Here is a 23,735-nt window from a genome sequence, read left to right as displayed (position 1 = left end):
GAACCGCTGTCGGGAATGATGGCGGCATCTTCCAGAAAGAACGGTGTTCCGATGTCCCTGCCGCCCGAGATTGCCGATCGTCTGAAACTGCCCCTGATCGCCGCGCCGATGTTCCTTGTTTCCGGCCCGGAACTGGTCATCGCGGCCTGCCGGGCGGGGGTCATCGGATCGTTCCCGACGGCCAATTGCCGCACGGTGGAACAGCTCGACGAATGGATGGCACGCATCGGTCGGGAGACCGGCCCGGACGCGGCCCCGGTCGCGCCCAACCTGATCGTGCACCGGACCAACACGCGCCTGCCGCAGGATCTGGAGGTGCTGGTCGCGCATCGGCCGCCGGTCGTGATCGCCAGCGTCGGCAGCCCCGCCGGAATCGTCGATGCCATCCACGGCTACGGCGGACTGGTGCTGGCGGATATCGCCTCCATGCGCCACGCCGAGAAGGCCATTGCGTCCGGCGCGGACGGGCTGATCCTGCTGACGGGGGGTGCGGGCGGACAGACGGGCTGGGCCAATCCCTTCGCCTTCGTGCGCGGCGTGCGGGCCATGTTCGACGGGCCGGTGGTGCTGGCGGGCGGCGTCGCCGACGGCCAGGGACTGCGCGCGGCGGAGGTGCTGGGCTGCGATCTGGCCTACATGGGCACCCGTTTCATCGCGACCGCCGAAAGCATGGCCGATCAGCGCTACAAGCAGATGCTGGTCGATTCCGGCATGGACGACATCAAGCTGACCAATGCGATGACCGGGCTGGACACCAGCATCCTGATCCCCAGCCTGCGTGCCGCCGGACTGGATCCCGACAACCTGCCCGGACGCGGCGGGATCGAGATCAGCAAGGACATCAATCCCGACACGCCCCGGCGCTGGAAGGACATCTGGTCCGCCGGTCACTCGGTCGAACTGGTGCATGACGTGCCCGGGGTGGCCAGCCTGATCGAGGGGATCGGGGCCGAATACCGTCAGGCATGCTGATGCGGCCTGCGCGACCGGTCTGGCCGTGATCCGGCCCGTCCTGGAACCCGGTCGGACGATTCCTTCCGCCGCCGCACCGTTCTAGCACGGATTGTGCATTGAGTTCGCAAGGGCAGCTGCAGTAAATGCCAGGGCAACCAATACGGATGCGAGACGAAGGAGCAGGGTCGATGGCGGACGACAGCGCGGTGATCGAACGCAACCGCAGGGAATTCGGGATCGATGAAACCCTGAACTTTCAGGTGGTTGCCTTGAGCAACAAGCTGTCGCTGACCGTGGCGCGGCGGGCACTGGCCGACGACGGCCTGACCCTGCGCGAATGGCGCATCATGATGGTTGTGTTCATCTTCGGACCCAGCATCGCGCGCAAGATTTCCGAGATTGCATTGCTGGATCCGGCGCATGTCAGCCGGACCGTGCACGCGATGAGACGGAACGGCCTGGTCGAGTTCCGCGAGAACGCCGAGGACCGCCGTCAGATCATCGTCGCGCTGACCGCCGAGGGCGACCGGATCGCGCGCGCGGTTCTGCCGAAGTCCGTGGCGATCAACGCGGCCTTCCGGGAGATCTATACCGACGAGGAATTCGCCACGCTGATCGCGCTTCTGGGCCGTGCGAACAGCTTTGCCGATCGCCTGCTGGAAACCGACACCCTGCCCGCCGGACAGGATTGACCGCTGTTAACACGGCTTTCATAGGCCGCACGCCATGGTGCATGTCACGGGCGCTGCCGGATCGGCGCACACCAGAAACGGTTGAGGTTCTCATGAAGCTGCTCATGACTGTCCTTCTTGCGCTGGGACTGGCCCTGCCGGTGCTGGCGTCCGATGCCCAGCCGATCACCCAGAAACCCCACACGGCTGCCGCCGACTCCAAGGGCCTCTGCCGGAAGGGCACGAGCCAGTGCCGGTGGGGTGGCGACTGCGTCGAGAAGCAGGACATCTGCTACAACTGCCCGAAAGGCATGAAGTTCAGCCACCGGCTGGGCTGCTACGAATGCCCGGCCAACCGCACGGCGTTCGAGCAGGGCGACGACATCGTCTGCAAGTCCAACCTGAGAAAGCGCACCCTGATCCGCTGATCCGGCCCGGCTCTCCGCCTCAGGCGCGCTTCTGGATGCGGGGACTGTACATGCCGATCAGGCGGCGGTCCGCCGGCCAGTCGGGGATGTCCGCACCATCGAGATCCGCAGCCAGCGCCTGAAGCGCGCGGTCCAGCGCGGCCAGCGTCCGGGGCGCATAGGCCAGATCGCCGATGTAGTCGGCCAGTGCCGCGACCAGCGCGATCAGGCGGTCCCGCACGGCACCGTCCGGCGCTTCCGCCAGCAGGAAGGCCGCGCAGGCCAGCATGACGAACGGCGGCTCGGTGCGCCCGAACGCACGCATGTCCACACCGTCGACCAGCCCGTCCGGGCGCGCACCATCGAAGGCCGCGAAGCCCTGGCTGAGTTCCTTCAGGAACGCGGGCGCGTCGCGATGGCTCAGGGATATCCCGGCGGCGGAGGCGTCCAGCCGCGCGATCCGGTCGGCACCGTCCAGTTTCGCGGTGACCAGCAGGTGCCGGACGTGGCGGGACTGACCGACCCACGACTTGAACCCGTCGAGCCTGTAGCCCGTGCCGTCCGGCGTCAGCACCGTCCCCGGATGATTCTGGGGATCGGACCGGTCCTCGGCGGCGGCATAGGCGGCCCAGCCATCGGCCGGCAGGTGGCGGAACACCGTATGGAGCGCGCCCTGATAGCCCGCCACGAAGACCTGGGACAGGGACCGCGCCGCCAGGCCGCCGCGGATGGCCATGGCCACGGGCGACAGGGACCCGAACCCCTGCGCGTGCCAGAACGCATGCCAGTGCGCCTCGTCGGGCGCGCTCGCGCGGTCGAGGGCACCGTTCAGGTGGCCCTCTATGAGTGCCGATGCAGCGCTCATGGCGCCGGTGCCTCGCGGCAGTTCCTGCAGCGCCCGTGCAGCTCGACCGTCGCATGGTTCATGTCGAAGGATTTCTCGGTCGCCCGCTGCAGCAGCCGCTCCATCACCTCGCCGTCCTGAAACTCGGTGACGTCGTCACATGCGTCGCAGATTGCAAAAACGGCCACGCCGCCCGGCCGGTGCCGATGGCTGCAGGCGACATAGGCGTTCAGCGATTCCAGCCGGTGCACCATGCCGCGTTCGACCAGTTTCTCCAGCGCGCGGTAGACCTGCAGCGGCGCGCGCAGCCCGGCATCGCGCAGCTGGTCCAGAATGGCATAGGCCGACAGCGGCCCTTCGGTGTTCTCCAGCACCTGATGCACCAGGGTCTGATTGTGGGTCAGGCGTGTCGGGGATTCGGTCATCGGCTTGCGGCCTCCCGCCGTACGATCAGACTGAGCAGAAACGCGATCAGCGCGGCCACCACGATGGACGGGCCCGACGGCGTGTCCCAGGCGAACGAACCGCCCAGCCCGGCAATCACGGCCACGACCCCGGTCAGCGCTGCGAACACCGCCATCTGTTCGGGCGTGGTGGCGAACCGGCGCGCGGTTGCCGCGGGGATGATCAGCAGCGAGGTGATCAGCAGGATGCCCACGACCTTCATGGCGATGGCTATGGTCAGGGCCATGGCCAGCATGAAGCCGATGCGGGCGCGGGCCGGGCGCAGGCCCTCGGCCTCGGCCAGTTCCTCGCTGACCGTCCCGGCCAGCAGGGACCGCCAGATCACCGCGAGCAGGATCAGCACCAGCGCGCCGCCGCCCCAGATCACCGCGATGTCGCTGATGCCAACGGCCAGGATGTCACCGAACAGGTAGGACAGCAGATCGACGCGGACCCAGTCCATCAGCGCCACCAGCACCAGACCGAGCGCCAGCGTCGAATGCGCCAGAATGCCGAGCAGGGCGTCGATCGGCAGGGTGCGCCGCCGTTCCAGCCCGAACAGCATCAGCGACGACAGGCCTGCCACGACGAAGACGGCCAGGGTCAGGTTGACCTGCAGCAGCAGCGACAGGGCCACGCCCAGCAGGGCCGCGTGGGCCATCGTGTCGCCGAAATAGGCCATGCGCCGCCAGATCACGAAACAGCCGAGCGGTCCCGCGACCAGGGCGGTCCCGATCCCGGCTGCCAGCGCGCGGATCAGGAAGTCATCCATGATGGTGGCTCTCGTCGTGCTCATGGTCGTGCCCGTGATCTTCAGTGATGGTCCCGTCGGGATGTTCGATCCGGCCATCGGGCAGGTGGGTGTGATCGTGGTGGTGCTGATAGATCGCCAGCGACTCCGCCGCCCGCGCGCCGAACAGCCTGAGATATTCCGGGTTGCTGGCCACAGACATGGGCGTGCCCGCGCAGCAGACGTGACCGTTCAGGCACAGCACCGTATCGGTCGCCGCCATGACGATGTGCAGGTCGTGGCTGATCAGCAGCACGCCGCAGCCGGTCTCGTCGCGGATCTGGGTGATCAGGTCGTAGATCGCGACCTCGCCGGAGAAATCCACGCCCTGCACCGGTTCGTCCAGCACCAGCAGGTCCGGTTCGCCGATGATGGCGCGGGCCAGCAGGGCGCGCTGGAACTCGCCGCCCGACAGATGCTGGACCTCCTGTTTCGCCAGATGGCCGATCCCCGTCCGCGCCATCGCGCGATCCACGGCGGCGGCATCATGGCGGCCCGTCAGGCGCATCAGCCGCTCGACCGACAGCGGCAGGGTGCGGTCGATAGAAAGCTTCTGCGGCACATAACCGATGCGCAGGCCGGGTTTGCGGGTGATGCGGCCTTCGCTGGGCGGCAGCACGCCGGTTGCGATCTTCGCCGTCGTGCTCTTGCCCGATCCGTTGGGACCGATCAGGGTGACGATCTCGCGCGCATGCACCTTCAGGTCGACATGCCGGACCAGCCAGCGGCCGCCGTCCTGCACGCCGAACCCTTCGCCATCGACCAGCATGTCGGCCAAAACAGGTGCCTCCCGAAAAGATGTAATGTTATTACGCACGGACGGGAGGTTTGTGCAAGCCGCATGCGACGCCTGAAGCGGTCAGCCGCCCGCCGCGATCTGGCGGGCGATGACCAGCCGCTGCACGTCCGAGGTGCCCTCGTAGATCTGGCAGACACGGACGTCGCGATAGATGCGTTCGACCTCGTAGTCGGTGACATAGCCGTAGCCGCCGTGGATCTGGATGGCGTCGGTGCAGACCTGTTCGGCCATCTCGGAGGCGAACAGCTTCACCATCGAGGCTTCCTGCAGGCAGGGTTCGCCGCGCTGTTTCAGGTCCGCGGCGTGGAACAGCATCTGCGTCGTCACGGCGATGCGGGTCTTCATGTCGGCCAGCCGGAAGCCCAGCGCCTGATGGCCGATGATCGGCCTGCCGAAGGCCTCGCGCTCCTGTGCGTAGGCGACCGCCTTCTCATAGGCCGCGCGGGCCATGCCGATGGCCTGTGCCGCGATGCCGATCCGCCCGGTTTCCAGATTGGCCAGCGCGATGGCATAGCCCCGGCCCTCCTCGCCGACCAGATTCTCCAGCGGGATCTCGCAGTCCTCGAACGCGATCTGGCAGGTGTCGGAACAGCGCTGGCCCAGCTTGTCCTCCTTCGACGCCACGCGGTAGCCGGGGTTGTCCGTCGGCACCAGAAAGGCCGAGATGCCCTTCGACCCCCTGTCGGGATCGGTCACGGCGAAGACCAGCGCGACACCGGCGATGGCGCCCGAGGTGATGAACTGTTTGGTGCCGTTCAGCACCCATCTGTCGCCCCGACGCACCGCACGGGTCTTCAGGTTGGACGCATCGGAGCCGGCCTGCGGCTCGGTCAGGCAGAACGCGCCGATGATCTCGCCCGCCGCCATGGGCTTCAGCCAGCGGTCCTTCTGGGCGTCCGAACCGTAGCGCATCAGCGCCGCGCAGCAGGGCGAGTTGTTCACGCTCATGATGGTGGACACGGCCCCGTCTGCGGCGGCCACTTCCATCAGTGCCAGCACGTAGGAGGTCATGTCCGCGCCCGCGCCGTTCCAGGTCTCCGGCACGGTCATGCCCATCAGACCGAGTTCCCCCATCTGGCGCAGTAGGTCCATGGGCGGCGCGCCGCTGCGGTCGCGCGCGACGGCGCCGGGTGCCAGTTCGCTCCGGCTGAAGGCCTGCGCGGCATCGCGGATCAGAAGCTGATCTTCGGTCAGTTGCATCGGATTGTCCTTCCGGCATCGGGCATGTGTGACGATTTGTATATCACGGCCTCACAAGCGCGTCAGAGGGCAGTTTTGCCCTGTTATGGCCGTATTTCACCCTCACATCGAATTCGGATTTTTGCGATTGAGGAGCAGTACGTGACCACCTATAATCCCACAACATCTGGTGTATACGAGGAATAGATGGCTAAATCTGGACAAGCGAACAAATTCGGGATCGTGTTGATTATTGCCGTCGCGGCGATCATCGGTGCGGGTGCTTTCTATATTCTGTCAGGCGAGGAAGAGCCGGCCAAATCGGCGGGCACGGATCAGCCGGTAAACCAGGTTGAGCAGAAGGCTGAAACACCGTCGGTGGCGAAACCTGAAACACCTGTCGTGACGTCCAACACCGTGGTCGAGGTGCATGATACCGACATGATCCTGGGCGCGGAAGATGCGCCGATCACGATCATCGAGTACGCCTCCATGACCTGTCCGCATTGCGCCAACTTCCACCAGAACACCTGGCCGGAGCTGAAGAAGAACTGGATCGAGACCGGCAAGGTGCGCTTCATCTTTCGCGAATTTCCGTTCGACCGGCCGGGTCTGGCCGCGGCCATGCTGGCGCGCTGCGGCGGTGAGGACCGGTTCTTCGCCTTCATCGACGTGCTGTTCGCGCAGCAGGCGCGCTGGTCCCGTTCCCCCGATCCGATGGCGGAACTGCAGAAGGTGGCGCTGCTGGGCGGCGTCAGTCCTGAAGAGTTCGAAGCCTGCATGACCGATCCGGCGCTGGAAGAGACGGTGTTGAATTCGCGGCTGGAGGGGAATCAGAAGTACGAGGTCAGTGCGACCCCGACGCTGATCATCAATGGCGAGAAGTTCGAAGCGAACCATGACTATGAAACGCTGAACGAACATCTCGAAGGTCTGATCTAGAAACACGGTCCGGGGCAAGAGGGAGCGCGAGGGGCGGTTGCAGTTCAAGGGTCTCAGACTGGTCGGGTTCAAGTCGTTCGTCGAACCCACCGAACTGACGATCGCGCCCGGCATGACCGGCGTGGTCGGCCCGAACGGCTGCGGCAAGTCGAACCTGGTGGAGGCCCTGCGCTGGGCCATGGGCGAAACCTCGGCCAAGAACATGCGCGGCGGGGAGATGAACGACGTCATCTTCGCCGGGTCCGGCACCCGCCCCGCCCGCAACCAGGCCGAGGTGCAGCTGTCGCTGGACAATGCCGACGGCGACGGCCCGCCGGATTATGCCAACGAGCCGGAACTGGCCATCAGCCGCAAGATCACCCGCGATCAGGGCTCGGACTACCGCATCAACGGCGCGCCGGTCCGGGCCAAGGACGTGCAGCTGCTGTTCGCCGACATGGCGACCGGCGCACGCTCGACGGCCATCGTCAGCCAGGGCCGTGTCGGTGCGCTGATCGGCGCGAAGCCGGTCGAGCGGCGGCTGCTGCTGGAAGAGGCCGCGGGCATCACCGGTCTGCATTCGCGCCGCCACGAAGCGGAACTGCGGCTGAAGGGCGCCGAGACCAATCTGGAACGCCTGGATGACGTCACGCAACAGCTCGACGGCCAGCTGGGCAACCTGAAGAAGCAGGCCCGGCAGGCGTCCCGCTATCGCAATCTGTCGGCGCAGGCCCGGCAGGTCGAGGCGATGATCCATCACCTGCGCTACACGGCTTCGCTGGAGGCGCTGAACGCGGCCCGCAAGGCGATGGAACTGACCCAGGGCCTGGCGAGCGAGGCGACGCGCGCTGCCGCCGTGGTGACCACGCGGCAGGTCGAACAGGCCGCACGGATCGACCCGCTGCGCAAGACCGAGGCCGAAAAGGCCGCGGCACTGAACCATCTGAACATCGCCCGCGAGCGGCTGGATGCGGAAGAGGCACGGCTGAACGAGACCGTCCGCAACCTGAAGGAACGTCTGGCGCAGTCGGCGGAGGATCTGCGCCGCGAGGCTGAACGCCGCCAGGATGCAGGCGACCGCCTGAAGGAACTGGATCGCGAGGCGGAAAGCCTGACCGTGGCGTCACAGGGCGAGGATGCGGCTCTGGAACGTGCCGGCGATGCCGTGAAGCAAGCTTCCGGTGTTGTGCAGACGGCGGAGCAGGCGCTCGGTGCGGCGACCGAGAAACTGGCCGATCTGAAGGCGCGGCGCGGCGCGCTGGCCCGCCGGGCGCAGGAGCTGACCCAGCGCCGCACCGATCTGGAACGCCGGGTCGCCAGTGCCGAGCGCGAGCTGGCGGCTGCGGAATCGGGCGATCACACCGCGAAGCTGAAGGAGATCGGGGCGGAGCAGGAAACCGCGCGCGAGCTGGCCGAAACGCTGGCCGCCGAGATCGAGACGGCCGAGAAACAGCGCGCAGACAATGAAGCGCGCCTGACCGCCGCGGCGGAAGCCGACCGCCAGGCAAAGTCGGCCCTGTCGGGCCTGAAGACCGAGATCGACACGCTGACCCGGCTGCTGGCCAGGGAGAAATCCACCGGCCATGCCCGGATCATCGAACTGGTCACGGTCGCCGGCGGCTACGAGAACGCCTTCGCGGTGGCGCTGGGCGATGGCGTGAACGGTGCGCTGGAGGCCGATGCGCCCGCGCGCTGGCAGGCGGGCGAGACCGATCTGGCTGCCTTGCCCGAAGGCGCGGAACCGCTGGCGTCGAAGGTCGAGGGTCCCGCCGCGCTGGACCGCCGGCTGGCGGCCACCGGGGTGGTGGCGGATCGCGAGACGGGCGCGCGGCTGGCACCCGACCTGAAACCCGGCCAGCGGCTGGTGACGCAGAAGGGCGACCTGTGGCGCTGGGACGGCTACAGCCGTCAGGCGGGAAAACAGGCATCCGGCGCGATCCGGCTGGAACAGCAGAACCGGCTGGCGGCGCTGCAGGCGCAACAGGGCCCCGCAGAGGATGCCGCCCGGGCTGCCGAGGCCGGAATCGCCGCCGCACGGAACGCCGTGGCGAAATCCATCGAGGCCGAACGCGATGCGCGCAACCGCCGCCGCGAGGCCGAACAGCGTGTCGCCAGGGCCGGTCAGGCCATGGAGGTGCTGCGCCGCCAGGCCGATGCCGAGCGCCAGAAAAAGGAACGCATCTCGACCTTGCTGGAGGGCGCGAGGGCCGATCTGGCGCAGGCTTCGGAGGAATCGGAGACTGCCGAGCGGGAGATGGCCGGGTTGCCCGCCGTCGATGGCACGGAACAGGAAGTCACCAACGCACGGGAACAGGTCCGGCTGGCCCGCGAACAGATGGATCAGGCGCGGCAGGCGCTGGACCGGATCGAACGCGAGAAGCGGTTCCGTATCCGGCGTCTGGAAGAGATCGCGCGCGACCGCCAGGGCTGGCAGAAGCGCAGCGCCGAGGCCGAACAGACCTGCGCGGCGCTGACCGAACGCCGGGATGCGGCAGCGCAGGCGATCGAGGATCTGAAACAGCGCCCCGCCGAGATCGAGGCGCAGCGGGGCGACCTGCTGACGAAGATCGCCGAGGCGGAGGCGGCGCGGCAGGAAGCGGTGAACCAGCTGTCATCTGCCGAGGCGCAACTGGCGGAGGCCGACCGCGACCTGAAGGCCGCGCAGGCCGAGGTTCAGTCGGCGCGCGAGGAACTGGTGCGGCGCGAGGCCGCGACCGAGCACGGCGTCGAGGAGTTGCGCCGCCTGACCCGCGAGATCCAGGAGGCGATGGAATGCGCCCCGCAGAAGGTGCTGGAAGTCGCCGGTCTGGATGGTGACGCCGTGCTGCCGCCGCTGGACGATTGCGAGCGCAGGCTGGAGCGGCTGAAGCGCGAACGCGAGAACATGGGGCCGGTGAACCTGCGCGCCGAGATCGAGGCGAACGAGGTGCAGGAGAAACTGGACACGCTGGCCACGGAGCGCGCCGACCTGGAAGGCGCGATCCAGCGGCTGCGCCAGGGCATCTACAGCCTGAACCGGGAGGCGCGGGCGCGTCTGCTGGAAGCCTTCGAGAAGGTGAATACCCATTTCGAGCGGCTGTTCCGCCGCGTCTTCGGCGGCGGCGAGGCCCGGCTGGCGCTGACCGAGGCGGACGATCCGCTGCAGGCGGGGCTTGAGATCATGGCCAGCCCGCCGGGCAAGCGCATGCAGATCCTGACCCTGCTGTCGGGCGGCGAGCAGGCGCTGACGGCCACGGCGCTGCTGTTCGCGGTGTTCCTGACCAACCCGGCCCCGATCTGCGTGCTGGACGAGATCGACGCGCCGCTGGACGACGCCAATGTGGAACGCCTGACGGACCTGCTGGACGAACTGGCGACGCATGGCGAGACCCGGTTTCTGGTGATCACCCACAACCCGATCACCATGGCGCGCATGGACCGCCTGTTCGGCGTGACCATGGCCGAGCGCGGCGTCAGCCAGCTCGTATCGGTGGACCTGCAGCAGGCCGCGGCGTTGCGGGAGACCGCGTAGGGTCGACCCTCTGACCTGTGCCGAGCCCTTCCCTTCCTGCCGGCAGTCTGAGCGGCTGCAGGGACCGCCCGGCCCGTGTGTTTCCTTTTGCCCTTCGACAGTGCCGGCTCTTTTGCGCTATTGCGCCGGGGAGAGGTCTTGACCCGGAGTCACAGGAAAGCCGATGTCCGATCGCAATGACGCGGATCCGCCACGCGTGGATGAACAGCGGTCCTCGCGTGTCCGGCGCTGGACCGAAAGGCTGCGGAACTCCCGCCGCGCGCTGTGGATCCTGTTCGTCGCATCGTTCGCGGAAACGATCATCGTTCCCATTCCGATCGAACTGATCCTGATCCCGTTCATGGTCACCAACCGGCATCGGCTCTGGCTTACGGCTGCGATGGTCACGGCGGGCTGCCTGCTTGCCTCGCTCGTCGGGTATGGCATCGGTTATCTGTTTTTCGATACCGTCGGCCAGGACATCGTCAACGCCCTTGGCTGGTCGTCGCACCTTGAGCAGTTCCGGACGATGTTCGACCGTTACGGTTTCTGGGCGATCGTCGCGGTCGGCGTCATTCCGATTCCGTTCCAGATCGCCATGCTTGCGGCCGGTGCCGCCGGGTACCCGGTCCTGATGTTCGTCATTGCGGCAACAATCGCGCGCGGTCTCCGTTACTTCGGCCTCGCCCTTCTGGTCTATTTCTTCGGCGCTCGCGCGGAGAGCTTCTGGAAACGTCACAAGCTCAGCGCCTCGCTCGCTGCAGCGGTCGTGCTGCTCGCAGCCTTCGGCACCTCGCTGCTGCTTTAGGTTCCGGGCCCTACCGCTTTCGGCTGCCCTGTTTCTCGATCTCGCGGATTGCGCCGATTTCGTCCACCCAGGGCAGCGCCGAGCGATGCCAGATCTGGGTGCGGGGCCTCAGCTGGTGCCGCTGTCGCGCGGTGCCGATCCGCAGCGAGTAGCTGGCCGGGTTCTCCACATCGCCGCCATGGATCGAGGTGCCGCATCGCGGACAGAAGGAGATGGCGCGCCGGTTGCCGCTCTCGGCGGTCTTCACATAGACCTTCATCTCGCCCGTCAGCAGCCGGAAATCCTGCGCCGGGACCATGACGGCCACGCGAAAGGCGGTCGCGCTGTTGATCTGGCAGTCGGTGCAGTGGCAGATGCCGACCTTCTCCGGGTCGATGGTGGCTTCATAGGTGATGTCGCCGCACAGGCAGGCGCCGTCTATTTCCATGGTTCGTTTCTCTCCCGGACTCTCTCGTTTCGCCGCAATTGATTTGCCATGCGGGCCCGACGGTGGGGTAGCATGGCACGATCAGACGAAGGGAGCATGCCATGAATGTCATGAGCAAGACGTCGAGCACGACCAGTCACCCGCTGGATCCGCTGACCGCCGACGAGATCCGCCAGGCCGCCCGGCTGGTCCGGAACGCGGACTTCGCCACGGACACGCTGAAGTTCGAGACCATCGAACTGGCCTATCCCGAAAAATCCTTCCTGCGGGGCTGGACGGCAGGCGCTCCGTTCCCCCGGCGGGCCCATGTCTGCGCCTACGACACGGCGGACGGGACGGTTTACGAATGCCGGCTGGACCTGGACGAGGACAGGCTGACCGGATACCGGACCGTGCCCGGCGCGCGCACGGCCATCGTCATCGACGAGATCGTCACCTGCGCCGAGAACGTGGCACGGCATCCCGACTTCATCGCCGCCATGAAGAAGCGCGGCATCACCGATCTGGAAAACATCCAGGTCGATCCCTTCTCCGCCGGCAATTTCGGTTTCGAGGACGAGGAGGATGTGCGCATCGCCCATTGCTATGTCTTCTACCGCAACAGCCGCCACGACAATGGCTACGCCCACCCGGTCGAGGGTCTGAACGTCCTCTACGACCTGAACGCGGGCAAGGTGCTCAAGGTGCTGGACCGCACGGTCGCACCGGTGCCGATGGACGCGCACAATTACGCCGTGCGCTTCGAAGAGATCGCCGACAACCTGCGCGACGATCTGGCCCCCATCGACATCCGCCAGCCCGACGGCCCCAGTTTCACCGTGCAGGGACGGCAGGTCGACTGGCTGAACTGGCGCTTCCATGTGGAATTCAACGCCCGCGAGGGCCTGGTGCTGAACGATCTGCAGTTCCGCGACGGCGACCGGATGCGGCCCGTGCTGTTCCGCGCGGCGGTCGCCGAGATGGTCGTGCCCTATGGCGACCCGAACTACGGCCATTACCGCAAGAACGCCTTCGATGTCGGCGAATACGGGATCGGGCGGCTGGCCAATGCCCTGAAGCTGGGCTGCGACTGCCGCGGCCACATCCACTACTTCGACGGCATCGTCAACGACACGACGGGCGAGCCGGTGGTGATCGAGAACGCGATCTGCATGCACGAGGAAGACGACGGCATGCTGTGGAAGCACACCGACTACATGACCATGGAGGTCGAGGTACGGCGGTCGCGGCGGCTGGTGGTCTCGTCCATCGCGACGGTCGGCAACTATGAGTACGGCTTCTACTGGAACCTCTATCTGGACGGGACCATCGAGCTGGAGGTGAAGCTGACCGGGATCATGAACACCGGCGGCATGAACGACGTGTCCGGCGACCGGTTCGGTACCGAGGTGGCGAAAGGCGTGCTGGCGCCCAACCATCTGCACCTGTTCTGCGCCCGCCTCGACAGCGCCATCGACGGCGATGCCAACTCGGCGGTCGAGGTGAACGTGGTGCAGCCGCCGATGGGCCCGGACAATCCGATGGGCAATGCCTTCATGGCCGAGGAAACCGTGCTGGCGACCGAGAAGGCGGCGCGGCGGAAGCGCAATGCCGAGACCGAGCGCTACTGGCGGCTGATCAACCCGAACCGCCGCAACGGCATGGGCAAGCCCGTCGGCTACAAGCTGATGGCGCCCAGCATGGTGCGCGCCTTCCACCATGCGGAAACGCGGCTGGCGAAGCGGGCGGCCTTCACCGACAATCACGTCTGGGTCACGCCCCGCGACCCGGCGCAGCGCTATCCGGCCGGCCAGTACGTCAACCAGAGCACGGGCGACGACGGCATCGGCGTCTGGACCGAGGCGGACCGCCCGGTCGAGAACACCGACATCGTGCTGTGGCACACCTTCGGCATCGTGCACCTGCCCCGGCTGGAGGATTTCCCGGTACAGCCGTCGGTGAAATGCGGCTTCGCGCTGATGGCGGACGGCTTCTTCGACCGCAATCCGACCCTGAACATGCCGCCGTCAAGGGACGGCGGACCGGCGTGAGCGGACGCGGGGGTGACACCCTTCTGACCGACCTCTCCGCCCTCACGAACCGTCACCCCCGCTGAAGCGCAGTGGCATGCGGGGGCGATGTGGAGGACCAGCGGCTCAGTCCATGCGCAGGCCGCCGTCGACATTCAGGGTCTGGCCGGTGATGTAGCTGGCATCGGGTCCCACCAGAAACGAGACCGCGGCGGCCTGTTCCGAGACGTCGCCCTGGCGGCGCATCGGAATCTGTTTCGCGACGCCCTTCTTGATGCGGTCGAACTCGGTTCCGGCCCTGCCGGCGACCCGTCCGAAGGTGCCGTCCATCATGTCGGTGTCGGTGCTGCCCGGACAGATGCAGTTCACGCGAATGCCCTTCGATGCCAGTTCTGCCGCCATCTGCTGGGTCAGGCCGATGACCGCGAACTTGGTCGCGCTGTAGGCCCCGTAGTTGGCCATACCGACCCGCCCGGCGGTCGAGGAGAGGTTGACGATCGCGCCGCCCTCGCCGGCATCGACCATGGCGCGGGCCACGGCCTTCGAGACGCGATAGACGCCGGTCAGGTTCACATCGACCGTGTGGGTCCATGCGGCATCGTCGATCTCCAGGATCGGCGTGCTGCCCGCGCCGCTGGGCACGCCGGCATTGTTGACCAGCGCGTCGATGCGCCCGAATTCGGACAGGGTCGCGGCGACCATGGCGTCGATCCGGGCCTGATCGGTGACATCGCAGTCCAGCGCCAGCGCCGCGCCGCCCAGCCCCCTGATTTCATCGGCCAGCGAGGTCACACCCTGCCAGCCCATCTCCCGTTCATGGTCAGGGAAAGCGTACGGATCGGCCGCCCGCGCCGAAACCACCACATCGAAGCCATCCTGTGCCAGCCGCAGCGCAATCGCCCGCCCGATCCCGCGATGACGCGCGGCCCCGGTCACGATGGCCACCCGTTTTCCGCTCATGTGCTGCCTCCTGAAACGCAGATTGTCTCCGTCCAGCCTGTCCCGGAACAGCGCTCGACGACGTCATCGAATGCTGTTCCGCTCTTGCATGCGGCTCCAGGACACCATCATCGGGCCTGCGACGGCGCATGCCAACCCTGCCAGGAACAGGGGCGTGATGGTTTCGTCCAGCAACCACGCGCCTGCGGCAGTTGCGGCGATGGGGCTGAGCGGGACCCAGATCGCGGCGCGGGTCGGGCCGAGACGGCGCAGGCCGTAGTTGAAGAAGGCCATGCTCATCGCCCCGCCGGGGATGATCAGCCAGAGCAGCCAGGCCCAGTCATCGCCCCGATAGGCGCTCACCACACGCACCGGGCCTTCCAGCAGCGAGAAGGGCATCAGGAAGGCGAAGCCGCCGATCATCGTCAGAATGGAGATCGCGAGCACCGAATGGTTCTGGTACAGCCGCGCCGACAGCGCGTTGTAGGTCGCCCCGCAGCAGACCGCGAACAGGAACAGGGCCTCGCCGATCAGACTGTCGCCGCCCACGGCGGGGCGGAATGCGGCTTCGCCGACGGCCAGCGCCACGCCCGAGAACGACAGGATCGCGGCCCCGGTCATGACCATGGTGATCCGGTCGCGCCCGGCGGCGGCGGCGATCAGCATCGTCAGGATGGGGATCAGCGCGAAGATCACCGCGCCGCGCGCCGCCGGGATCTGTTGCAGGGCCGTGTTCACCGCCAGATGGAACAGGCCGAACTGCAGCACGCCCAGCACCATCGCCATCAGCACGATCCGCCGCGAGATGCGCCAGTGGCGGGTGGCCATCACGAAGGGCAGCAGGCACAGCGCCGCCCCGATATAGCGGACCAGCCCGAGCGTTGCCGGACCGTCCGAGTCCGCCATGATCGCCCGCGCGGCGACGAAGGAACTGCCGAGGAAGATCACCGCGAACAGCAACGCGATGTGCGGCAGGGCCAGACCCAGAACGGTTTCGCGATTCGGTGCCATGGCCCCGAGTCTTGCCGCGATCGCCGGGCCTGTCATGCGCGAAACCGGCAGACCTCAATCCCGGAACCCAGCGGATGGTGAAACCTGTCGCGGTTCTGGCAGGTTGAAACGCTGTGCCGGGTCGCGGGGTCAACCCCGCCGCGCGGGCGCGAACTGCAGAGCGGCGATGGACCTTGCGCGCTTTAGCCCGCACAATGCGCGCCGCAATTCAGGGGAGCGAGACAGAATGGCACCGAAGAGACGCATTGCGGTCACCGTACCGGCGGGACCGAAGCTGGAAGATACCGCGAAACGCATCGCATGGGCCGAGGCCAACGGCTATGACGACGCCTGGTTCGCCGACGGCGGCGCGCCCGACAGCCTGACCACGGTTGCCGCACTGGCGCACCGGATCGAGCGGCTGCGCGTCGGCATCGCCGTGACACCCGTCTTCACCCGCTCGCCCACCGTGCTGGCCGCGACCGCCAACGTGCTGGGGCAGGTGCTGCCGGGCCGGTTCGTGATGGGTCTGGGCGCATCCAGCCAGAACATGATGACCGGCTGGGCGGGCATTCCCTACGAGAAGCCGCTGACCCGCGTGAAGGAGACCGCCGAGATCGTGCGGTCGATGCTGGCGGGCGAGAAATCGGACTATGACGGTGAGGTGCTGAACAGCCACGGCTACCGGCAGATGCCGCTGGACCACACCGTGCCGCTCTATCTGGCGGCCCTGCGCCCGAAGATGATCGAGATGGCGGCGGAAGTGGGCGATGGCGTGGTCTTCAACCTGTGGCCCAAGAAGGCGCTGCCGAAGATGATCGAACACGTCCATGCCGGGGCCGCCAAAGCGGGCAAGAACGGCGCGGATGTCGAGGTCGTCAACCGCTTCATGGTGCTGGTCACCGACGATGTGGAAGACGCCCGCCAGCGCTTCCGGCAGAACTTCGCGCCCTATTACGCGACGCCGGTCTACAACAAGTTCCTGGCCTGGGCCGGCTATGAGGACGAGGCCGCGCAGATCCGCGAGGGCTGGGCCGAGAAGGACCGGGCCAAGACCACCGGCGCGCTGGTCGACAGCCTGATCGACGACATCGCCATCATCGGTTCGGCGGACGCATGCCGCGCGAAGCTGAAGTGGGCGATGGATACCGGCGTGCATACCGCGATCATCGCGCCGCTGTCCCAGGATCCGGCAGAGGTGCAGCGCACCTTCGATGCCTTCACGCCGCAGGTTTTCGATTCAGGAAACTGAGGTTCAGATGCCGACCGAAATCCTTCGGAGACCAACAATCAGATCCGGGAATAGCGAGACGGCAAAATGCCTCTAGAATGCATTTATGCGCAATTGAACTGCGCCGACATCGATCGCAGCGTGAAATGGTTCGAAGTACTTTTCGGTCGCGAACCTGACGCCAGTCCGATGACAGGGCTCATGGAATGGTACCATCAGGGCGGTGCAGGTTTTCAGCTCTTTGCAAATGCCAGCGATGCGGGTCACGGTTGCATGACACTGATCATAAGTGATCTTGAGACCGAGCGGCGGCGGCTGGACATGGCTGGTCTGGAGCCGGGAGAGATCAGGCGGGGCGATATCGCATCTGTCGTTCAGCTTTCAGACCCCGATGGCAACACCGTCGTGCTGGCTGAGCCGGTAAAGTAAACTTCTCAAGCGCGAGGCCGACAGAATATTGGGGATTCACATGACACAGAAGAAAATCGCACTGGTCACCGGCGCGGGTACGGGCGTCGGGCGCGCGGCGGCGGTGACGCTGGCGAAGAACGGATATGACGTGATGATCTCGGGGCGGCGGCTGGAACCGCTGCAGGAGACGCTGGACGAGATCACCGGCGCCGGCGCGCGCGGCACGATCCATCAGTGCGACGTGGGCGATCCGGATGCGGTCCGGGCCATGTTCGATGCCTGCATCGCCGAGTTCGGGCGGCTGGACGTGACCTTCAACAATGCCGGCACCGGCGCACCGCCCTGCGAACTGGACGAGATCACCGACGATCAGTGGCTGACGGTCGTCAATGCCAACCTGAACGGCGTGTTCTGGTGCACGCGCGAAGCTTTCCGCGTGATGAAGGCGCAGTCGCCGCAGGGCGGGCGGATCATCAACAACGGCTCGATCTCGGCGCACACGCCGCGCCCCTATTCCATCGCCTATACCGCGACCAAGCATGCGGTGACCGGCATGACCAAGACCACGGCGCTGGACGGGCGGCCCTATGACATCGCCTGCAGTCAGATCGACATCGGCAACGCGGCGACGCCGATGACCGCGCGCATGCCCCAGGGCGTGCCGCAGGCGGACCTGTCGATGAAGGAGGAGCCGGTGATGGACGTCCAGCACGTGGCCGACGCCATCCTCTACATGGCCAACCTACCGCCGGACGCGAACGTGCTGAACATGACCGTCATGGCCACCAAGATGCCGTTCGTGGGCCGGGGATAGGCCGTTCGGTCTTCGACGGGATCGTCGCCTCCCGGGCTGTCACCCCCGGTTTATCCGGGGCCCTTTCTGACTACCCGACATGCTCGGCGTTTGCCGGGTCGTTCGTTGCCCCCGCACAAGGCGGGGGTGACACCCTGTGCGTCTGACCGATTCAATCAGATGCGGGATCGCTGCGGGGGAAATATGTTTGATGTCGCAACCAACCATCACGCGCACCGGGATCCCCGTTCAGGCCGGGGACAGGCTTGATCCCGGTGCCCCGAGGGCGGCGATGCCGGGAAAAGGTAACGGGATGTCATTCCGGCATCACCGCAGCACTGGGTCGCCGGATCGCTCAGGCGGCGGCGCGATCGCCGACACCGGGGTCCTTGGTTGCGGTGAAGCGGATGGCGGGCCAGTCCTGCTGGCCGCGTTCCAGATGCCAGGCGTTGCGCGCCAGATAGACCGGGTCGCCCTCGTGATCATCGGCGATGGCGGTCTGGTTGGCGTCGCAGAACTGTTTCAGTTCGTCATGGCTGTCGGCGAAGACCCAGCGGGCCGTATACAGCTCTGACGGTTCGAACCGGACCGGCACATTGTATTCCGTACTGATCCGTTCCTGCAGGACCTCGAACTGCAGCGCGCCCAGCACGCCCACCACCCAGTCCGCGCCGAAGCGGGGCTTGAACACGCGGGCGACGCCTTCCTCGGCCAGTTGTTGCAGGGCCGCGCCCAGATGTTTCGCGCGCATCGGGTCGGTCGAGCGCACACGCTGCAGCAGTTCCGGCGCGAAGCTGGGCACGCCCCGGAAGCGGATGTCCTCGCCTTCGGTCAGCGTGTCGCCGATGGCCAGTTGCCCGTGGTTCGGAATGCCGATGATGTCGCCGGGCCAGGCTTCTTCCGTGGTGGCGCGGTCCCCGGCCAGGAACATCACCGGGTTGTGCACGGCCAGCGACTTGCCCGTGCGCACATGCTTCAGCCGCATCCCGCGTTTGAAATGGCCCGAGGCCATGCGCAGGAAGGCCACGCGGTCGCGGTGCTTGGGGTCCATGTTCGCCTGGATCTTGAAGACGAAGCCCGAGACCTTGTCCTCGGTCGGAGTGACCGCGCGCAGGTCGGCGGCCTGAGGACGCGGCGGCGGGGCGAACCGGCCCAGCGCATCGATCAGGTCCTGCACCCCGAAGGCGTTCAACGCGCTGCCGAAGAAGACCGGCGTCATGGTGCCGTCGCGATAGGCCTGAATGTCGAACGCCGGGCACAGCTCGCGCGCCATCTCGGCGGTGTCGCGCAGTTCGGCGGCGGCTTCATCGCCGATCAGCCCTTCCAGCGCCGGATCGTCCAGCCCCTTCACCTCGGCGATGGCCTCGCCCTGCTTCTCCTTCGTGCGCTCCATCAGCACCAGCCGGTCGCCCATCAGGTCGTAACAGCCCTGGAACCGGCGGCCCATGCCGATCGGCCAGTTGGCCGGGGTCACGTCCAGCGCCAGGTCCTGCTCGATCTCGTCCATCAGTTCGAACGGGTCGCGTGCCTCGCGGTCCATCTTGTTGACGAAGGTGATGATCGGCACGTCGCGCAGGCGGCAGACCTCGAACAGCTTGCGCGTCTGCGGCTCGATTCCGCGCGCCGCGTCGATCACCATCACCGCCGAATCGACCGCCGTCAGCACGCGGTAGGTGTCTTCCGAGAAGTCCTCATGGCCCGGCGTGTCCAGCAGATTGTAGGCATGGCCGTTGTAGTCGAAGGTCATGACCGAGGCCGAGACCGAGATACCGCGCTCGCGCTCGACCTTCATCCAGTCCGACCGCGCACGCCGCTGTTCGCCACGGGCCTTCACCGCGCCCGCCGCCTGGATCGCGCCGCCGAACAGCAGCAGCTTTTCGGTCAGCGTGGTCTTGCCCGCGTCAGGGTGCGAGATGATGGCGAAGGTGCGCCGCCGTTCGGTTTCGGTCTCAAGCTGTGTCATGGCGCGGGAGATAGCGGAAAACCGGCGCGGCGTGAAGGCGGGAGTGGTGTCCGGCGCATCGGGTGAGCCGCCAACACCGTTCTGCGCACCGGGATCAAGCCTGTCCCCGGCCTCAACGGGGATCCGGCTGCGCGTGGTGGTCTATCACGAACGTCTCCGCAAACTCTCCCCTGTTCCGGGACTTGATCCCGGAACCCAGTGGATGGTGAAACCTGTCACGGTTCGGGCCGGTGCAGACGCTGCACTGGGCAGCGGGATCGAGTCCCGCTGCGCGTGGTGGTTTGTCACTGACGCCCCCACAAACTCTCACCCGTTCCGGGACTTGATCCCGGAACCCAGTGGATGGTGAAACCTGTCACGGTTCGGACCGATGCGGGCGCTCACGAGGCGGCCCGCGCGCGGCGTTTCCCTTAGTTCCCGCCGGTGACTTCCAGCATCTGGCCGCTGACGTAGTCCGAAAGGGGCAGGCAGAGCATGACCACGGCGCCGGCGGCCTCCTTCGGCGTGCCCGGACGGCCCATGGGGATCATGCGCTTGGCGATCTCGACGTTCTGCGTCGGGATGCCGATCTGGACCTCGTTGCCCTCGACGGTGATCGTCTTCTTGGTGTCGGTGCCTTCGGTCAGGCGGGTCTCGATGAAGCCGAAGGCCACCGCGTTGACGTTCACCTGATAGCGGCCCCATTCCTTGGCCAGGGTCTTGGTCAGGCCGACCACACCAGCCTTGCCGGCGGAATAGTTCGTCTGGCCCGCGTTGCCGCGCGTGCCGGAGACGGACGAGATGTTGACCACCTTGCGGATCACGGTCTCGCCTTTCTCGGCCTCTTCCTTGGTCTTGATCCGGATGATCTCGGACGCGGCCTGCAGGATGCGCCAGGGCGCCTTCAGGTGCACGTCGATCATGGCGTCGAACTGCTCCTCGGTCATCCGCTGGATCACCGCGTCCCAGGTATAGCCCGCATTGTTGACGATGATGTGGACGTCGCCGAAGTTTTCCATCGCATCGCCGATGAAGCGATCCGCGAAACCTTTCTCGGACACACTGCCCGCGCAGGCCACGGCCTCGCCACCGGCGGCCCGGATCTCCTCGACGACCTCGTTCGCGGGGGCCTCGTCCAGATCGTTGACGACCACCTTTGCGCCGTGCGCCGCGAGTTGCAGTGCGATCTCGCGCCCGATGCCGCGTCCGCCGCCCGTGACCAGTCCGACCTTGCCGTCCAGCATGCCCATCCTCATATCCTCCCCTGAAACCTGAAAAAAATGCTGCCTCCGTCATACCCGGCGGCGCCATGAAGAACAAGAAACAGGGGGACCGGGTGATGGAAGAACCCGTCAACATCATGATGGAACAGCTGCGCGAGATCTGGATCGGCATGATCGAGATCGCCCCGCAGTTCGCGATCGCGATCGGCGTCCTGATACTGACCTGGGTCGTCTCCAGGCTGGGGCAGTTCGTGCTGCGGCGTGCGCTCAGCCGCGCCCGCATGCGTCCGTCGCTGAAGACGCTGCTGGGCAATCTGCTCGGTCTGGGCGTCTGGATCGCCGGTTTCATGCTGGCGGCGGTGATCCTGTTCCCCAACCTGACGCCGGCCAGCATGATCGCGGGTCTGGGGCTGGGCTCCATCGCCATCGGATTTGCCTTCAAGGACATCTTCGAGAACTTCCTGGCCGGGCTGATCATCCTGTTCCGCAAGGAAATGCGGATCGGCGACCACATCGAGGTCGAGGACGAAGAAGGCGTGGTCGATCACATCACCATCCGCGAGACCCACATCCGGCAGACCGACGGGCAACTGGTGATCATCCCCAACGCGATCATCCTGAAGAACCCGCTGACCATCCGCACCGACCTGGCACAGCGCCGGACGACCATCATCTGCGGTGTCGCCTATGGCGAGGATGTGGACGAAAGCCGTGAGGTCATCCGCAAGGCGGTCGAGAGCTGCGATACCGTGATCACCGACGGGCGTCCGGTGCAGATCTTCGCGCAGGCATTCAACTCCTCCAGCATCGATTTCGAGGTGACCTGGTGGACGGGGTCGAAGCCGGTGGACATCCGCACCAGCCGCGATCAGGTGGTCGCCGCCGTCAAGCGGGCGCTGGACGATGCGGGTATCGAGATTCCCTTCCCCTATCGCACGCTCACCTTCAAGGAGCCGCTTTCGGTCGATGGCCTGCGCGCCGGGGACGCGGACGAGCGCAAGGACGGGGACGATCGATCCGGCCATGGATCGGATGGCGAGAAACGTGCGGGGGACTCCGGCGAACAGCGGTCCGGCTGATGCCGGGGATGGATGCGGTACTGCGGGTTCCGGCCCTTTCTGTCCCTGGGATTTTCCCTGGACCCGCAGGCCTGGTTTCGTGGGATCATCGACCGATTCTTCTGGAGGAAACAACATGCTTGAACTGAAACCGGGGTGCGAATGTTGCGACAGGGACCTGCCGCCGGATTCGACCGACGCCATGATCTGCACCTTTGAATGCACCTTCTGCCGCGATTGCGTGGAAACGAAGCTGGGCGGCGTCTGCCCGAACTGCGGCGGCAACTTCACCGCCCGCCCGATCCGGCCCGCGCGCCTGCTGGAGAAATATCCGGCGGCGACCGAGCGGACCTACAAGCCCGAGGGCTGCGCGGCCTGATCCTGCGCGGTTGGTCCGTCGCCGAAGAAATTGCCAGCTCTCAGCTTGTCACCCCCGGTTTATCCGGGGGCCTTTCCTGAAGACCGGCCATGCGCCGCGTTCGCCGGGTCGTCCGTGGCCCCCGCACGGAGGCGGGGGTGACACTCCGTGCATTTGACCGTTTCAATCAAATGCTGAGCGGTTCTAGAGCGTTTTTCGTTTTCATGGAATCACCATGAAATCGAAATAACGCAATTCGCACAGGTGGTTGCCATTCCTGAAAACAGTCTGAATGGTTCCATTCAGACTGTTTCCGCCCTAGACCTGCAGCGCGTAGCCGCCGTCGGCGGTGATGGTCTGGCCGGTGACGAAGCCCGCGATGTCGTTCGACGCCAGGAACAGGACCGGGCCGACCATGTCTTCCGGCTCGCCCCAGCGGCGCATCGGGGTCTGTTTCACGATGGCGTCGGAGATCGCGTCGTTGGTGTGGCTGACCTCGGTGATGTTGGTCTTCACATAGCCCGGCGCGAGACCGTTCACCCTGATGCCGTCCTTGGCAAAGGCCACCGCGAGGGTCTTCGTCAGGTTCACCACGCCGGCCTTGGAGGCGCCGTAGGCCGGGTTGCCGCGCACCGCGCCGAAGGCCGCCAGCGAGGCGATATTGACGATCGCGCCCCGGCGCTTCGCCAGCTTCGGGCGGAAGCCGGTGCACAGGCGCATGACGGCGTTCAGGTTCACCTCCATCACCCGGCGGAAGCTCTCCATCTCGAATTCCTGCCCGCGATAGAGCACCATCGCACCGTTGTTGATCAGCACGTCCAGCGCCTCGATGCTGTCGATCAGGCGTTCGACCTGATCCGGATCGCCCGCATCGAACTGCCGGACATCCAGCCCGTGCAGGTCGCTGTCATAGGCATCGCGCGGTTTCGTGCCCGTCACCGTCACCGCCGCACCCAGCCTGCGGAACCCGTGCGCCATGGCATTGCCCATACCGTTGGTGCCGCCGGTGATCAGCACGCGCCGTCCCGTGAAATCGAACTGGGTCAT

General features: G+C 66.3%; 23 protein-coding genes. 12 read left to right on the top strand and 11 right to left on the bottom strand.

Going from position 1 to position 23,735, the window contains the following annotated elements:
* Positions 1-51 precede the first annotated feature (51 nt).
* From ACN0X7_RS07950 to ACN0X7_RS07940, 3 genes are all read left to right on the top strand, one after another.
* Positions 52-972, top strand: a complete 921-nt coding sequence (locus ACN0X7_RS07950) for an NAD(P)H-dependent flavin oxidoreductase (protein ID WP_417515900.1) — start codon at positions 52-54, stop codon at positions 970-972.
* Positions 973-1,142: 170 nt separating this feature from the next.
* A complete protein-coding gene (locus ACN0X7_RS07945; protein ID WP_417515898.1) occupies positions 1,143-1,646 on the top strand; it encodes a MarR family winged helix-turn-helix transcriptional regulator in 504 nt (167 codons plus the stop codon).
* 104 nt (positions 1,647-1,750) lie between these two features.
* Positions 1,751-2,053, top strand: coding sequence for a hypothetical protein (locus ACN0X7_RS07940; protein ID WP_417515896.1), 303 nt, complete (start codon positions 1,751-1,753; stop codon positions 2,051-2,053).
* A 19-nt stretch (positions 2,054-2,072) separates the two neighbouring features.
* On the opposite strand, the gene ACN0X7_RS07935 is transcribed toward ACN0X7_RS07940, so the two are convergent.
* The 5 genes from ACN0X7_RS07935 to ACN0X7_RS07915 all read right to left on the bottom strand — a co-directional run bounded on the left by ACN0X7_RS07935 (position 2,073) and on the right by ACN0X7_RS07915 (position 6,109).
* The gene (locus tag ACN0X7_RS07935; protein ID WP_417515894.1) at positions 2,073-2,897 is read right to left on the bottom strand and encodes a hypothetical protein; all 825 of its coding nucleotides are present in this window, start codon (positions 2,895-2,897) and stop codon (positions 2,073-2,075) included.
* Positions 2,894-3,301, bottom strand: a complete 408-nt coding sequence (locus ACN0X7_RS07930) for a Fur family transcriptional regulator (RefSeq protein ID WP_417515892.1) — start codon at positions 3,299-3,301, stop codon at positions 2,894-2,896. The genes ACN0X7_RS07935 and ACN0X7_RS07930 overlap by 4 nt, the downstream gene beginning before the upstream one ends.
* The gene (znuB, locus tag ACN0X7_RS07925; protein WP_417516136.1) at positions 3,298-4,095 is read right to left on the bottom strand and encodes a zinc ABC transporter permease subunit ZnuB; all 798 of its coding nucleotides are present in this window, start codon (positions 4,093-4,095) and stop codon (positions 3,298-3,300) included. The genes ACN0X7_RS07930 and znuB overlap by 4 nt, the downstream gene beginning before the upstream one ends.
* Positions 4,085-4,879: an ATP-binding cassette domain-containing protein gene (locus ACN0X7_RS07920; RefSeq protein WP_417516134.1), complete on the bottom strand. Its 795-nt coding sequence runs from the start codon at positions 4,877-4,879 to the stop codon at positions 4,085-4,087. Before ACN0X7_RS07920 ends, znuB begins: the two co-directional genes overlap by 11 nt.
* 90 nt (positions 4,880-4,969) lie before the next feature.
* Positions 4,970-6,109: an acyl-CoA dehydrogenase family protein gene (locus ACN0X7_RS07915; RefSeq protein ID WP_417515890.1), complete on the bottom strand. Its 1,140-nt coding sequence runs from the start codon at positions 6,107-6,109 to the stop codon at positions 4,970-4,972.
* A 186-nt stretch (positions 6,110-6,295) separates the two neighbouring features.
* On the opposite strand from ACN0X7_RS07915, the gene ACN0X7_RS07910 reads away from it, so the two are divergent.
* The 3 genes from ACN0X7_RS07910 (at position 6,296) to ACN0X7_RS07900 (ending at position 11,307) form a co-directional block, all read left to right on the top strand.
* On the top strand, positions 6,296-7,030 hold the full coding sequence (locus ACN0X7_RS07910; RefSeq protein WP_417515888.1) for a DsbA family protein: 735 nt from the start codon (positions 6,296-6,298) through the stop codon (positions 7,028-7,030).
* A gap of 37 nt (positions 7,031-7,067) precedes the next feature.
* A complete protein-coding gene (gene smc / locus ACN0X7_RS07905; protein ID WP_417515886.1) occupies positions 7,068-10,520 on the top strand; it encodes a chromosome segregation protein SMC in 3,453 nt (1,150 codons plus the stop codon).
* Positions 10,521-10,683: 163 nt separating this feature from the next.
* The gene (locus ACN0X7_RS07900) at positions 10,684-11,307 is read left to right on the top strand and encodes a YqaA family protein (RefSeq protein WP_417515884.1); all 624 of its coding nucleotides are present in this window, start codon (positions 10,684-10,686) and stop codon (positions 11,305-11,307) included.
* Between the two features lie 10 nt (positions 11,308-11,317).
* On the opposite strand, the gene ACN0X7_RS07895 is transcribed toward ACN0X7_RS07900, so the two are convergent.
* On the bottom strand, positions 11,318-11,734 hold the full coding sequence (locus ACN0X7_RS07895) for a GFA family protein (RefSeq protein WP_417515882.1): 417 nt from the start codon (positions 11,732-11,734) through the stop codon (positions 11,318-11,320).
* 101 nt (positions 11,735-11,835) lie between these two features.
* Between ACN0X7_RS07895 and ACN0X7_RS07890 the strand changes: the two genes are divergently transcribed.
* Entirely contained in the window at positions 11,836-13,764 is a 1,929-nt protein-coding gene (locus tag ACN0X7_RS07890; RefSeq protein ID WP_417515880.1) for a primary-amine oxidase, read from the top strand.
* Between the two features lie 105 nt (positions 13,765-13,869).
* Here ACN0X7_RS07890 and ACN0X7_RS07885 read toward each other — a convergent pair whose 3' ends face one another.
* Positions 13,870-14,703 carry an SDR family NAD(P)-dependent oxidoreductase gene (locus ACN0X7_RS07885; RefSeq protein WP_417515878.1) on the bottom strand — a complete coding sequence of 278 codons (834 nt, stop codon included), beginning with the start codon at positions 14,701-14,703 and terminating at the stop codon, positions 13,870-13,872.
* Positions 14,704-14,766: 63 nt separating this feature from the next.
* A complete protein-coding gene (locus ACN0X7_RS07880) occupies positions 14,767-15,693 on the bottom strand; it encodes a DMT family transporter (protein ID WP_417515876.1) in 927 nt (308 codons plus the stop codon).
* Positions 15,694-15,919: 226 nt separating this feature from the next.
* Between ACN0X7_RS07880 and ACN0X7_RS07875 the strand changes: the two genes are divergently transcribed.
* The 3 genes from ACN0X7_RS07875 (at position 15,920) to ACN0X7_RS07865 (ending at position 18,128) form a co-directional block, all read left to right on the top strand.
* The gene (locus ACN0X7_RS07875; protein WP_417515874.1) at positions 15,920-16,924 is read left to right on the top strand and encodes an LLM class flavin-dependent oxidoreductase; all 1,005 of its coding nucleotides are present in this window, start codon (positions 15,920-15,922) and stop codon (positions 16,922-16,924) included.
* A 66-nt stretch (positions 16,925-16,990) separates the two neighbouring features.
* Positions 16,991-17,332 carry a VOC family protein gene (locus tag ACN0X7_RS07870; protein ID WP_417515872.1) on the top strand — a complete coding sequence of 114 codons (342 nt, stop codon included), beginning with the start codon at positions 16,991-16,993 and terminating at the stop codon, positions 17,330-17,332.
* Positions 17,333-17,372: 40 nt separating this feature from the next.
* The gene (locus ACN0X7_RS07865) at positions 17,373-18,128 is read left to right on the top strand and encodes an SDR family oxidoreductase (protein WP_417515870.1); all 756 of its coding nucleotides are present in this window, start codon (positions 17,373-17,375) and stop codon (positions 18,126-18,128) included.
* A 334-nt stretch (positions 18,129-18,462) separates the two neighbouring features.
* Here the strand turns inward: ACN0X7_RS07865 and ACN0X7_RS07860 are convergent, their stop codons facing one another.
* Together ACN0X7_RS07860 and ACN0X7_RS07855 are read right to left on the bottom strand one after the other, a co-directional pair.
* Positions 18,463-20,070: a peptide chain release factor 3 gene (locus ACN0X7_RS07860; protein ID WP_417515868.1), complete on the bottom strand. Its 1,608-nt coding sequence runs from the start codon at positions 20,068-20,070 to the stop codon at positions 18,463-18,465.
* 410 nt (positions 20,071-20,480) lie between these two features.
* Entirely contained in the window at positions 20,481-21,299 is an 819-nt protein-coding gene (locus ACN0X7_RS07855; protein WP_417515866.1) for an SDR family NAD(P)-dependent oxidoreductase, read from the bottom strand.
* A gap of 59 nt (positions 21,300-21,358) precedes the next feature.
* On the opposite strand from ACN0X7_RS07855, the gene ACN0X7_RS07850 reads away from it, so the two are divergent.
* The gene (locus ACN0X7_RS07850) at positions 21,359-22,351 is read left to right on the top strand and encodes a mechanosensitive ion channel family protein (RefSeq protein ID WP_417515864.1); all 993 of its coding nucleotides are present in this window, start codon (positions 21,359-21,361) and stop codon (positions 22,349-22,351) included.
* A 115-nt stretch (positions 22,352-22,466) separates the two neighbouring features.
* Positions 22,467-22,709 carry a DUF1272 domain-containing protein gene (locus ACN0X7_RS07845; RefSeq protein ID WP_417515862.1) on the top strand — a complete coding sequence of 81 codons (243 nt, stop codon included), beginning with the start codon at positions 22,467-22,469 and terminating at the stop codon, positions 22,707-22,709.
* 297 nt (positions 22,710-23,006) lie between these two features.
* Here ACN0X7_RS07845 and ACN0X7_RS07840 read toward each other — a convergent pair whose 3' ends face one another.
* Positions 23,007-23,735 (bottom strand): SDR family NAD(P)-dependent oxidoreductase, encoded by a 729-nt coding sequence (locus ACN0X7_RS07840; protein ID WP_417515860.1) that lies wholly within the window; start codon positions 23,733-23,735, stop codon positions 23,007-23,009.

The sequence above is a fragment of the Minwuia sp. genome, assembly GCF_048263705.1.
Lineage (GTDB): Bacteria > Pseudomonadota > Alphaproteobacteria > Minwuiales > Minwuiaceae > Minwuia.
This window is presented reverse-complemented; position numbering and strand designations above follow the sequence as displayed.